Source organism: Pseudovibrio japonicus, assembly GCF_014651595.1.
Classification (GTDB): Bacteria; Pseudomonadota; Alphaproteobacteria; order Rhizobiales; family Stappiaceae; genus Pseudovibrio; species Pseudovibrio japonicus.
The window spans coordinates 408,119-420,765 of sequence record NZ_BMXE01000003.1; the positions used below are offsets into that span (position 1 = coordinate 408,119).

General features: G+C 53.8%; 8 protein-coding genes. 3 read left to right on the forward strand and 5 right to left on the reverse strand.

All coding sequences use genetic code 11. The features are described 5' to 3' along the window. Positions 1-68 precede the first annotated feature (68 nt). The 3 genes from eda to zwf all read right to left on the reverse strand — a co-directional run bounded on the left by eda (position 69) and on the right by zwf (position 4,293). Complete coding sequence (eda, locus tag IE076_RS10395; protein ID WP_189436701.1) at positions 69-710, reverse strand: bifunctional 4-hydroxy-2-oxoglutarate aldolase/2-dehydro-3-deoxy-phosphogluconate aldolase; 642 nt, start codon at positions 708-710, stop codon at positions 69-71. Continuing rightward, positions 710-2,584, reverse strand: coding sequence for a phosphogluconate dehydratase (edd, locus tag IE076_RS10400; RefSeq protein ID WP_189436702.1), 1,875 nt, complete (start codon positions 2,582-2,584; stop codon positions 710-712). The genes eda and edd overlap by 1 nt, the downstream gene beginning before the upstream one ends. Positions 2,585-2,820: 236 nt before the next feature. Next, on the reverse strand, positions 2,821-4,293 hold the full coding sequence (gene zwf, locus IE076_RS10405) for a glucose-6-phosphate dehydrogenase (RefSeq protein ID WP_189436703.1): 1,473 nt from the start codon (positions 4,291-4,293) through the stop codon (positions 2,821-2,823). 479 nt (positions 4,294-4,772) lie between these two features. Here zwf and ade point away from each other — a divergent pair, with 479 nt between their 5' ends. Both ade and IE076_RS10415 read left to right on the forward strand, forming a co-directional pair. After that, a complete protein-coding gene (ade, locus tag IE076_RS10410; protein ID WP_189436704.1) occupies positions 4,773-6,488 on the forward strand; it encodes an adenine deaminase in 1,716 nt (571 codons plus the stop codon). Between the two features lie 241 nt (positions 6,489-6,729). Beyond that, positions 6,730-8,397, forward strand: a complete 1,668-nt coding sequence (locus IE076_RS10415; protein ID WP_189436705.1) for a long-chain-fatty-acid--CoA ligase — start codon at positions 6,730-6,732, stop codon at positions 8,395-8,397. A gap of 70 nt (positions 8,398-8,467) precedes the next feature. On the opposite strand, the gene IE076_RS10420 is transcribed toward IE076_RS10415, so the two are convergent. Then, complete coding sequence (locus tag IE076_RS10420; protein WP_189436706.1) at positions 8,468-9,442, reverse strand: DMT family transporter; 975 nt, start codon at positions 9,440-9,442, stop codon at positions 8,468-8,470. Positions 9,443-9,841: 399 nt separating this feature from the next. On the opposite strand from IE076_RS10420, the gene IE076_RS10425 reads away from it, so the two are divergent. Further along, complete coding sequence (locus IE076_RS10425; protein WP_189436707.1) at positions 9,842-12,145, forward strand: xanthine dehydrogenase family protein molybdopterin-binding subunit; 2,304 nt, start codon at positions 9,842-9,844, stop codon at positions 12,143-12,145. A gap of 81 nt (positions 12,146-12,226) precedes the next feature. Here the strand turns inward: IE076_RS10425 and IE076_RS10430 are convergent, their stop codons facing one another. Next, complete coding sequence (locus tag IE076_RS10430) at positions 12,227-12,463, reverse strand: Lrp/AsnC ligand binding domain-containing protein (protein ID WP_189436708.1); 237 nt, start codon at positions 12,461-12,463, stop codon at positions 12,227-12,229. Positions 12,464-12,647 lie beyond the last annotated feature (184 nt).

Below are 12,647 nucleotides of genomic sequence, written 5' to 3' on the forward strand. Positions count from 1 at the left end.
TTACCCGCGGTCTTTGATGTGGGACCGCGGGTAAAATATTCAATGCGATCAATCGTGATGGCTTGTGACTAGACAGTCAATGCGGCTGCTTCGCGGGCACGTTTTTCAATGCCGGCCCAATCTTCGGAGTCAATGGCCTCCGGATCGGCAATCCAGGAGCCGCCCACGCAAAGAACGTTTGGCAGGGCAAGGAAGTCCCGTGCGTTGCCGAGGTTGATACCACCGGTTGGGCAGAATTTAGCCGCAGCCAGTGGGGAGGACAGGCCCTTGAGCATTGGTGTGCCGCCCGCAGGAACTGCCGGGAAGAACTTGAGGCGCTCATAGCCAGCGTCCAACAGTTTCATTACCTCTGAAGGCGTCCCGGTGCCCGGAAGCAATGGGGTATGCTGGAACTCTTCAGCGGCAGAGAGTAGGTTGTCGGTGACGCCCGGAGAGACGACAAAGGTGGAGCCTGCTTTGACGGCGGCTTCGTACTGCTGGTGGTTGAGGACAGTGCCTGCGCCAACCATTGCGCCTTCCACGTTGTCGGCAACTGCTTTGATGCACTCCAGCGCTTTTGGCGTTCGCAGGGTGATTTCGATGCCCGGAATGCCGCCACGTACGAGTGCCTGTGCCATTGGAACTGCTTTTGCAGGGTCATTCACAATGAGAACCGCGATCACCGGGGCGGCGGTCATGATTGCTTCTACGCGCTCGATATCTTGAGCCATTACACTGTCTCCATTGCGCTGAGTCCCTCAGCATTCCGTTGGGATTGATCGGTGTGTTCCAGATTGAAGACGCGAGCGCCGGTATCGGCTGAACTCACGTTTGCTCTGAAGCTTGCGAATAATTCTCTTCCGGTTCCGCTCTGATAGCCTTGCAGGTCTGCCGCGGCAGACTGTCTTTGTGCAAACTCTTCTGCGGAGATCAGCACTTCCAGAGTGCCGTTCACTGCATCGAGGCGGAGCAGGTCTCCATCATTAACCCTTGCTATTGGTCCATCATCCATAGCTTCGGGCGTAACATGAATTGCTGCTGGAATCTTGCCGCTGGCGCCGGACATCCGGCCATCTGTTACAAGTGCGACTTTATAACCTCGGTTCTGCACAACGCTGAGAGGTGGTGTCAGCTTGTGTGCTTCAGGCATGCCGCAGGCCTTCGGCCCGACGTAACGCAGAACGACGATAACGTCTTTGTTGAGTTCTCCAGCTTTGAAGGCTGCTTCCACATCTTCCTGTGTGTGGAAGACCTGAGCGGGGGCCTCGATGATGTGCCGGTCTGGTGCAACGGCGGAGCTCTTGATGATAGCCGAGCCGAGATTGCCTTTGAGGACCTTAAGGCCGCCGTCTTTGCTGAAGGGAGCGGACATTGGCGCAAGGATGGTTTCATCCAGTGCCTTGGCTGGTGCAGGTTTGCGAAGCACGTCGCCGTTGTCATCAAGGAAGACATTGACAGTGTAGCCGTCCAGTCCTGTGCCATTCACGGTTTTGACGTCTTCATGCAGCAGGCCCGCGCCGAGCAGTTCACGAATGAGGAAGCCCATTCCGCCAGCAGCTTCGAAGTGGTTTACGTCGCTCTTGCCGTTTGGATAGACGCGGGCGAGTAGTGGGACCATCTCGGAAATGTCGGAGATGTCCTGCCATGTGAGCTGGATGCCAGCGGCTGCAGCTATCGCAACCAGGTGCATGGTGTGGTTGGTGGAGCCACCCGTTGCGTGCAAGCCGACAACGCCGTTGACGATGGCGCGCTCATCAATGATCTCAAAGAGCGGTGTTGGGGTGCTGCGTTGTGCGGTGAGTTCAACCACTTGGGTGACAGCTTCTTCCAGCAGGGCTTTGCGAAGAGGTGTCAGCGGATTGATGAAGGAGCTGCCCGGCATGTGCAGGCCCATGATCTCCATGAGCATCTGGTTGGAGTTTGCAGTGCCGTAAAACGTGCAGGTGCCCGGTGAGTGGTAGGAGGCGCTCTCGGAGGCCAGAAGCTCTTCGCGCGTAGCCTTGCCTTCTGCAAACAGCTGGCGGATGCGGGCCTTCTCGTCGTTGGTGATGCCTGAGGTCATGGGTCCGGCAGGCAGGAAGATGGCTGGCAGGTGGCCGAAGGAGAGTGCGCCGATAAGCAGTCCAGGCACGATCTTATCGCAAACACCAAGGAAGACAGCAGCATCAAACATGCCATGTGACAGACCGACGGCTGTGGACATGGCAATCAGGTCGCGGGAGAACAAGGAGAGGTCCATGGCTGGCAGGCCTTGTGTGACGCCATCACACATGGCTGGTACGCCGCCTGCGACCTGAGCGGTTGCTTGAATTTTGCGAACCGTTTCGCGGATGATTTCGGGATAGCTCTCGTAGGGTTGGTGGGCTGAGAGCATGTCATTGTAGGCGGTGATGATGCCGAGGTTTGGCTGCTGGTCCGTGGCGAGGTGCTGTTTGTCGGCTGCCGGGCAGGCTGCAAATCCGTGGGCGAGGTTGGTGCAGCCCAGATTGGTGCGCTGTGGTGCCTTCGTGTGCTGCGCCTTCATGCGGTGAAGATAATCTTGCCTGCTTGCGGCGCTGCGTTCAATGATACGATCTGTAATCTCTTTGAGGCGAGGATGAACCATGCTTTGTGCTCTGCCTTTTGCTCTTTGGCTTTACATCAGCCAAACCTGACGGCCAGATTGGGGTATGTGGAGGAAATCCCAGTTTATAGCCGTTTCAATCGATTTAAATTCTAAGCCTGATTTTAGTTTGACAACTCTGCCTAGGGGTAACTTTTCTTGTTTTGGGGATTGATGCAAGTGGGGAAAATACTTGCGTTAGGTAAGGAGGTGCTGGCGGGCCGGCACCTTCCGTTTAATCAGTAGCTTTCATCGTGCCATGTACGACCGTCACGCTCGATGAGGGCGATGGCGGCAGATGGACCCCAGGTGCCTGATGTGTAGCCCTTCGGTGCGTCTTTGGCGCGCGCCCATTGGTCCAGGATCGGGTCGATCCAGTTCCAGGCTGCTTCAACCTCATCGCGGCGCATGAACAGGGTCTGGTTGCCACGGATCATGTCCATGAGGAGACGCTCGTAGGCATCAGGGTGACGGGAACTGAAGGCTTCCGCAAAGGTCATATCCAGTGGCACTTCACGCAGGCGCATGGAGCCCGGACCTGGATCTTTAATCATCACCTGCATTTTCACGCCTTCATCGGGCTGCAGGCGGATGACCAGTCTGTTTGCAGAGATCCGACCGGCATCCGGTAGGAAGATGGAGTGCGGCAGGTCTTTAAACTGGATGGTGATTTCAGAGACGCGGGTGGCGAGGCGTTTGCCGGTGCGCAGGTAGAATGGCACGTTGGCCCACCGCCAGTTCTCGACGTCAACTTTTGCAGCTACGAAGGTTTCGGTACAGGAGTCGTCGCGGCCCAGCTCTTCCAGATAACCTTTGACGGCACCACCGGCGGAGGCCCCAGCGCGGTACTGGCCGCGGACGGTGTTGCGCTCGACCATTTCTGCGCTCATTGGACGGAGCGCCTTGAGGACCTTCAGCTTTTCATCGCGCACGCTGTCTGCTGCCATGGACTCAGGTGGTTCCATTGCCACAAGACAGAGCAGCTGGAGTAGGTGGTTTTGCACCATGTCGCGCAAGGCACCTGCCGTGTCGTAGTAGCCTGCGCGGCTCTCAACACCGAGTGTCTCGGCCACGGTGATCTGGACGTGGTCTACGTGAGCAGCGTTCCAGAGTGGTTCGAACAGCACGTTGGCAAAGCGCAGAGCCATTAGGTTCTGTACTGTCTCTTTGCCCAGGTAGTGGTCGATACGGAAGATTTGGTGTTCCTTGAAGACGGACCCGATGGTCTCGTTCACTTCATGGGCGGACTTGCCGTTCTTGCCGATCGGCTTTTCGATTGTCACACGGGACTTTTCGGTTACCAGATCGTGCTCGCCAAGGGCAGAGCAGATTGGGCCAAAGAAGTCCGGTGAAACGGAGAGGTAGAAGGCGCGGATAACGTCTTCGCGGCCTGCGAGCTTCTGCTCCAGCGCTTCCCAGCCTGTGTTTTGGGCAACATCAACGGATACGTACTGGATGCGAGCCAGAAAACGTTCCAATGCATCTGGATCAACCTGTGCAACGTGTTCGCAGATGGCGTTGCGTGCCCAGTCGCGGTACTCGGCGTCGCTCAGCTGGCGGCGGGAGACGGCGATGATGCGTGACTCGTCACCCAGATGACCGACAGGTTCGCGGTGGTAGAGGGCAGGGAGCAGTTTGCGGTGTGCAAGGTCGCCGGTGCCTCCAAATACGACGAGATCAAATGGGTCAGATTGAGCTGGACGGTTCGCCATGGAGTTCCCTTAGTTATGAGCCGGTGTCTGTCCGGCTTCATTTGCTTGGCTTGTGCTTTCAGCTGGAGTGGTTGCAAGAGTATGCCTGCAGGCCAGCTGACTGTAATTTGATTGTAGAGCTGTGAGAGGCGCGGATCCGGGCCGCAAGCTTGGCAGTTTGGCTGCTCTTATCTGCGTCAAAACTCATACAAAGGTTGCATCTATGAAATTGCCCGCTCTGTTTGCTGCGGGTTTTTCAAAATTGCAAGCAAAAATACGAATGTGCCTAGAATGTGGGCAGTTCGACCTGTCCAAGCTACAGTTGATATAGAAAAGAAATGCAGTTTCTGTGGGTTTTGTATTGTTGTTGTCATGATTTGTAGATGTCCCACAAGCATTTCGCCTTAGGCATTGGGCAGTTCAGGATCTTTTGCTAGACTTGCCCTAGCGGGAAATAAATTGAGGGGCATTTTGCATGCCTCCTCTGGGGAGAATTGCCAATGGAAATTCGTCAGCAAAAGATTGCCGGTTTAAAAGCTCTTATTGATCAGGGGCAAGGCAGAGAACCAGCAGATCTGGTGCTGAAAAACGTTGAACTATTCAACGTAATCGATGGCAGCTTGACCAAAACCGATATTGCAATTTGCGGCGACAAGATTGTTGGGACCTACGACACCTACAGTGGTGTCACCGAGATCGACTGTACTGGCAAAATTGCAGTGCCGGGGTTTATCGACACCCACTTGCACGTCGAGTCTTCGCTGGTGACGCCGTTTGAGTTTGATCGGTGTGTGCTGCCCCATGGTGTGACCACGGCGATTTGTGATCCCCATGAGATTGCCAATGTGACTGGTGCGGCAGGGATCAAGTATTTCCTCGATAGTTCCCTTGAAACCATTATGGACTTGCGTGTGAACCTATCTTCCTGTGTGCCTGCGACGCAGTTTGAAACGGCTGGTGCACGGTTGGAGATTGATGACCTTTTGCCGTTCAAGGATCATCCCAGCGTGATTGGTTTAGCGGAGTTCATGAACTTTCCGGGGGTGTTGGCTGGTGATCCTGATGTGCTGGCCAAGATTGCGGAATTTGAAGGCGAGCACATTGATGGGCATGCGCCGTTGCTGAGCGGGAAAGCGCTGAACGGCTATCTTGCTGCCGGAATTCGTACAGATCACGAAGCGACAACTAAGGAAGAAGCGCTGGAGAAGATCTCGAAGGGGATGACGATCCTGATCCGGGAGGGATCGGTTTCTAAGGATCTGGATGCTTTGGCACCTGTTCTGACGCCAGAGCGCGCGAGCTTCGTTGCGTTGTGTACTGATGACCGGAATCCGCTTGATATTGCCGAGGAAGGGCACATTGATTTTCTAATCAAGCGTCTGATTGCCCATGGAAGTGCGCCTCGGGATGTTTATCGCGCGGCAAGCTGGTCTGCGGCCAATGCGTTTGGGCTAAGCGATCGCGGGTTGCTCGCGCCGGGCTGGCGCGCTGATATTGTGTTGCTAAATGATCTTGAAAGCTGTGATGTGGACCAGGTGATCAGTGCTGGGCGTGTGGTTTCAGATGAACTGTTCGCCAGTCGCAAACTAGTTGAGCCGGAAGGCTTGCTGGATACGTGCCATGCGGAGCCTGTTCAGGTGACAAGCTTTCGCGTTCCTGCACAGCGGGAGACATCAGTCATTGGCGTGAAGCCGGGGCTGATCATTACCGAGCATCTGAAAATGGATTTGCCTGTTGCGGACAATTACTCCCAGATCGACCTTGCTCAGGATGCAATCAAGGTGGCGGTTGTGGAACGTCATGGCAAGACCGGGAACATTGCAACGGGCTTTGTCAACGGCTTTGGAATGACATCAGGTGCGATTGCCTCGTCCATCGGGCATGACAGTCACAATATCTGCGTGGTTGGGGCCGATGAGGAAGCCATGGCGACTGCAGTGAACCGCTGTGTTGCACTGCGAGGTGGGTTTGTTGTTGCGGATGGTAACGACGTGCTCGCGGAGATGGAGTTACCGCTGGCAGGACTCATGAGTTTGGAGCGCTTTGAGGTGGTTAAAGAACGCCTTGAAGTGCTGCGCAGTGCTGCAAAATCGCTCAATTGCGTCCTGCCTGAGCCGTTTTTGCAGGTCGCTTTCCTGCCTCTACCGGTTATTCCCCACCTTAAAATTACTGATTTTGGCTTGTTTGATGTGTCGAGCTTCCAACTTATTCAGTAGAGCAGGGCTTTGATATCTCTGAGTTTCTCTGGAAATGCCGCGTAAAGACAGGGAATGCAGTGCACAAAAGTTCAACCGTATGTCTGGGTTGACGCTTTGGTCAACCTGCACCAAATTCCACGCAAAGCATGATGATATAAGGTTTTTCTGGTATGTTGCGCACATGAACCCTGGCACATGGCTGCGGTTTCCTGTGAACTTCGTCTGAAAAACAAGAATAATTCGGGGAGGAGATCTGCGCATGGCGACAGGTCATGAGGGACAAGTGGAATTTCCAATTCGTACCATCGATAGTTATCTGGATGACACCGTAAAGAATTATGCGCATCGTCCCGCTATCTACTTCATGGGCAAAACCACAAGCTATGGCGAATTGGGAGATCTCGTCGAACGCACTGCAGGTGCTCTGCAGGCAATGGGTGTGAAGAAAGGCGATAAGATCGGTCTTTGTCTGCCGAACACGCCCTACTACACCATCTTCTATTTTGCGATCATGAAAGTTGGTGGTGTCGTCGTCAACTTCAACCCGCTTTATGTTGAGCGCGAAATCGCGTTCCAGGCGCGGGATTCTGGTGCTCGCATCATGGTCACCATGGATCTTTCCCTGATGTATGATCGTGTGGAGGCGGTTCGTCAGGAAGGTGCGCTGGACAACATTATTGTATGTCCGATGGCGGATATTCTGCCTCAGCCTAAGAAGCTGCTGTTCAAGATGTTTAAGCGCAAGGAAGTTGCGAGTATCCCTGCTGACAGCGCTCACACCCGTTTCAAAGATTTGCTTGCAAAATCCAAACCTGTCACTCCGGTCGCGATCGACCCGAAAGAAGACGTCGCGCTCTTGCAGTACACCGGTGGCACAACGGGTGTACCAAAGGGTGCGATGCTGACGCATCACAATATCACATCGAACATGGAAATGCTGGATACCCATTACGGTGGGTTGAAGCGCGGCGAAGAAAAAACACTTTGTGTCCTGCCATTCTTCCATGTGTTTGCGATGACTGTGTTGCAGAACGTTTCCGTACTTGCTGGGGCAGAGATGCTGCTCATGCCGCGGTTTGATCTGAAAGAGCTACTGGAGCTAGCAGGGAAAAAGAAACCGACCCTGTTTGCTGCTGTGCCAACGCTTTACACCGCGATCAACAACAGTGAGCTGACCAAGAACTACGATCTGAGTTCGATCAATTCTTGTATTTCTGGCGGTGCTCCTTTGCCTGTTGAGGTGAAGCAGAAGTTTGAGGCTTTGACCGGCTGCGTTCTGGTGGAAGGGTATGGCTTGACCGAGAGCTCTCCGGTGACCTCCGCTAATCCGATGGATGGAACTGGCAAGGACGGATCTATCGGGCGTGTCCTGAAGGGGGCAAGGCTTGAGTTTCGTGATCTGGATGACCCGGAAAAGGTTGTTGAGCGCGGCGAAAAAGGCGAAGTCTGCATTATTGGCCCACACGTGATGAAGGGCTATTGGAACCGTCCGGATGAGACAGCCAAGACGCTGGAAGATGGGCGCGTGCTGCACACTGGCGATGTTGGTTACATGGACGAGGACGGCTATATCTTCCTCGTTGACCGGATCAAGGATCTCATAATCTGCTCAGGTTACAACGTCTATCCGCGTGTCATTGAGGAAGCGATGTATCTGCATCCGGCTGTTGCCGAGGTTATCGTGATTGCTATTCCGGATGGATATCGCGGTCAGGCACCAAAAGCGTTTGTGAAACTGAAAGATGGTGCCAGCGCAACGGAAGATGGCATCAAGAACTTCCTGAAGGATCACATCTCCAAGATCGAGATGCCGAAGGCGATTGAGTTCCGGGATGAGCTGCCAAAGACGATGGTGGGCAAGCTCTCCAAGAAAGAGCTGGTTGAAGAAGAAGCTGCCAAGACGCGCAGCGCTGAAAAAGTCAGCTGATTTGGTCATTTATAAAAGAAAAAGCCCTCGCAGATCGCGGGGGCTTTTTTGTTTGAGCTGAGCTGCAGGTTTAGTGCGTTTTTGATGGCGCTGTTCCTGTTGCCACTTTCTTGCCCAGCACGGTTTCGCGGTGCAGCGTGTAGAGCGCTGCGGCAACGATGATCCCGCCGCCCAGATAGGTTGTCCAGAGCGGCCAGACGCCGAATATGACGACAGAAATGAGTGCGGCGTATACTAGGCGAATGTAGTCAAACGGCGCGATTGCAGAGGCTTCACCAAACTTGAGCGCCTGAATGTTACTCATTTGCGCGCCCCAGCTGACGCCAGCCAGACATAGCAGCAAAATGGAGTCTGTCAGGTCAAGTGCGACCCAATAGTAGATGCCGAATGGAGCCATGATCAGGCCCACAAAGGTTGCCTGAAAGCTGAGGATCGTGATGGGTTGGTCGATCTGGGAGACCTTGCGCAAGATGATTCCAACCAGTGCAGCACAGGCTGACCCGAGGATGGCCATGAGGCTGTAGATGCTCATTTCAGAGCCATTGCCAGGCTGGACGATGATCAATACCCCAAGCAAACCAACCAGTGTGGCGGTGATGCGGTGGATGCCGATCACTTCTTTGAGGAAGAAGACTGCGAAGATCGTGATGAAAAATGTCCGCGCAAACCCAATCACTGTGCTTTCTGCAAGTGGCAGGTTAATGACTGCGGTGAAGCCGAAGTACATTGCTGCGGAGGCGAGCAGGACGCGGCCCACGTGCAACATTGGTGCTTGTGTTCTGAGTGAACCGGGAAACCCTTTGAGGATAATCGGAGCTGAGATCACCAGCATGAAGAACTGGCGGATCATAAGAATTTGAGTAACGTGTAGGTGGTCGCCGAGCAGCTTGATGATTGTGCTCATGACGGCCATGAGGAATGTTGCCAGAAGAGCCCAGCAGATGCCGCGTGTGTTGTTTGAGAGGCTATCCCATTTGACGGAAAGCCTAGTTTTAAACGCAGCAGGTGATGGGCTGCCTTCAGGCTCTGCTGAATGGGCAGGCATATAACTGCTTTCGAAGCTGCCTTGTTACGAGCAAAAGGATCAGACCCGATGTCTGATGCAAAATAGTGCGCCGGGAGGCGGACAAGGTAACAAGGATCAGATGGGTGTATTACTTAAATAGCCTGATAATTAGGGTTTGGTCAAATTCTAAAATAAATTTTAGCTTGAGGGTTTCGACAAGAAGAACCAAGCCTACAACAACTTATAGCTACAAGTAGGCTTCCATATTTTATGCCAGATGATGCGATAGTGACGTTAAGTCATTCTTGGATCTAGATCTCTGTGATGAATTAGAAAACACTTGCAGGTTGAGTGAAACACTGTAGTTTTCTCTGCTGATACGCAAAACTCTGTATTGGGGTGCGATGTTGGGTCGCCCTCCCGGTTTTTGAGGTTCCCATGAATCAGGTTGTTACACCGAAGTTTGGAGTTGGCGCTCCTGTGCGCCGAAAAGAAGATGTCGCCTTTGTTTCCGGAAAGGGGCATTACACCGATGACTTGAAGGTGGCTGGTGCGGCGCATGCTGTGGTTTTGCGGTCTTCTCTGGCTTTTGCAAAGTTTACTCTGGGTGGATTGGATGAGGCCCGGGCGATGGACGGTGTGCAGCTGGTCCTGACTGCTGCGGATATTAAAGAGACCAACAATATTCCGTGCCAGATGATTCTTACGCAGCTTGATGGTACGCAGCACTGGGTGCCTCGCTATGAGGTCCTGTGTTCGGACACTGCGCGTTTTGTCGGTGATGCGCTTGCGTTTGTTGTCGCTGATACGGTGGAACAAGCGCGAGCTGCTCTTGAGGCGATTGAGGTTGACTACGAGGACCTTGAAGCTGTGACCGGAACAGAGGCCGCTTTAGCAGACGGTGCTCCGCTGGTGTGGCCTGAGCATGGGACGAACAAGGCTTTTGAGGTTGGTGTTGGCAATAAGAAGGCGATGGAGGAGGCTTTCCAAAAGGCTCACCATGTTACCAAGATCAAGATCATCAATAACCGTCTTGTGTCCAATGCGATGGAGCCTCGTGCCTGTATTGGTGAGTTTGACAGTGAAAGTGGCCGTTACACGCTGACCACCGGAACGCAGGGTGGTCATCACATGCGTGCGCAGGTTGCCAAGAACATACTCGGCATTGACGAAAAAGATTTACGCGTTGTGACGCCTGATGTGGGTGGCGGTTTTGGCACCAAGATGTTCACCTATCTTGAGTACCCGCTGTGCCTGATTGCAGCGAAGCGGGTTGGCCGTCCGGTGCGGTGGGTGCAGGATCGGACCGAGCACTTCATGTCTGATGCGCAGGGCCGTGACAATGTATCCACTGCAGAGCTTGCTCTTGATGAGAGCGGTAAGATGATCGGCCTCAAGGCGCATGTGATTGCAAACATGGGTGCTTATCTGCATGAGTTTGGCCCCGGTATTCCTCAGATTGGCATCACCATGAGTTCCGGTCTTTACGATATCCCCGCAACCTGGGTGGAAGCGACGGGTGTCTATACCAATACGGTGCCGGTGGACGCGTTCCGCGGGGCAGGACGCCCTGAGGCGCTCTATCTGATGGAGCGGCTGGCTGATAAGGCGGCGCATGAGATGGGCATGGATCCAGCGGAGTTCCGCCGCAAGAGCTTTATCCCCGATGATGCCTTACCTTATACAACAGCGACGGGACGCATGTATGATACTGGTTCCTTTGGGGCTCACCTGACCAAGGCGCTGGAGAAGATCCGCTACTCCACGTTTGCGGAACGTGAGGCAGAGAGCCGCAAAAAAGGACTTTACCGTGGTATTGGGTTTGCGACCTATGTAGAGGCCTGCGCCTTTGCTGGTGGAGAAGAGGCTAAGCTTGAGCTGAACAAGAATGGCACCGTGTCTTTGCTGATTGGAACGCAGAGTAACGGGCAGGGCCATGCGACGGCTTATGGCCAGATTATCGCAGAACAGCTAGGTTTGCAGCTTGATCAAGTCGAGATGGTGCAGGGTGATACGGACCGTGTGGCCAAAGGGGGCGGGACCGGTGGGTCGCGCTCGATCCCGATTGGACTGCCATCTGTGAAAGCGGCTTCTGAGACGCTTGTGACCAAGATTAAGCAGATCGCCAGTGAGAAGCTGGAGGTTGGTGCCGGTGACCTGACGCTGGAAGATGGGCAGGTGCGTGTGGTTGGGACGGATCAGCAGATCAGTCTTGCTGATGTGGCTGGATCTCAGCCCGAGACCTTGAGCGCAACCGAAGAAGTCACCCAGGATGAATGTACTTATCCCAATGGCACCCATGTGTGTGAGGTGGAGATTGATCCGGAAACTGGGAAGACCGCAGTGGTCAACTTTGTGATCGTGGATGACTTTGGCGTGACGGTGAATCCGCTGCTTCTGGCTGGGCAGGTGCATGGTGGTGCGGGGCAGGCGATCTCGCAGGCGCTGTGCGAGCATACGGTTTATGATGAAACCGGACAGCTGCTTTCTGCATCTTTCATGGATTATCACATTGCACGTGCTGATGAAATTCCAATCTTCGACTTCTCGACCCACAATATTCCATCAACGACAAATGCGATGGGCATTAAGGGGGCTGGGGAAGCTGGGTCGATTGGGGCGGCGCCAGCGGTGATGAATGCTGTGCAGCATGCATTGCGCAATAATGCTGGCGTTGAGCATATAGATATGCCCGCGACACCGCTTGCGGTGTGGACTGCTATCCAGCAGGCACAAAGCTGAAATGAGTAGCTGGCATCTTGTGGGTGCAGGCTTTTAGAGATTGTGCAGGCGGGCTGGTGTCCCGCCTGTTTTTTTTAGTGATCAGAAGGCTTTGAAGGTAATGATGGTTTTGGTGTCCTGAATGCCTTCGAAGACCTGAACCTTCTCGGCAACGAAATGGCCGATGTCGTCTTCGTCGTTGATGTAGAACTTGGCCAGCAGATCGTACTCCCCGGATGTGGAATAGATTTCGGAGGCAATTTCCGCGTCGGCGATGGCGTTGGCCACCTGATAGGTTTTTCCGAGCTGGCATTTGATCTGTACAAAGAACGGAATCATAAATCTGCTATCCTTCTGTCCCGTAAGCTCAATTTAGAACTTGCGTTATTTTGTGAGCATTTTGCGTTGAAGCTGCGTTTTTTTGCAAGAGTTTGCGTTTTTTAAGCGAGATCTACCCCCAGTTGCCTTGCGTCGTTCTCTCTTGTTTGTGCTTGCAGTTCTGTCGGTGGTTTGATAGCAAAAA

Coding starts and splice junctions, on each gene's coding strand:
- eda (WP_189436701.1), bottom strand. CDS start 710: ATGGCTCAAGATATCGAGCGCGTAGAAGCAATCATGACCGCCGCCCCG.
- edd (WP_189436702.1), bottom strand. CDS start 2,584: ATGGTTCATCCTCGCCTCAAAGAGATTACAGATCGTATCATTGAACGC.
- zwf (WP_189436703.1), bottom strand. CDS start 4,293: ATGGCGAACCGTCCAGCTCAATCTGACCCATTTGATCTCGTCGTATTT.
- ade (WP_189436704.1), top strand. CDS start 4,773: ATGGAAATTCGTCAGCAAAAGATTGCCGGTTTAAAAGCTCTTATTGAT.
- IE076_RS10415 (WP_189436705.1), top strand. CDS start 6,730: ATGGCGACAGGTCATGAGGGACAAGTGGAATTTCCAATTCGTACCATC.
- IE076_RS10420 (WP_189436706.1), bottom strand. CDS start 9,442: ATGCCTGCCCATTCAGCAGAGCCTGAAGGCAGCCCATCACCTGCTGCG.
- IE076_RS10425 (WP_189436707.1), top strand. CDS start 9,842: ATGAATCAGGTTGTTACACCGAAGTTTGGAGTTGGCGCTCCTGTGCGC.
- IE076_RS10430 (WP_189436708.1), bottom strand. CDS start 12,463: ATGATTCCGTTCTTTGTACAGATCAAATGCCAGCTCGGAAAAACCTAT.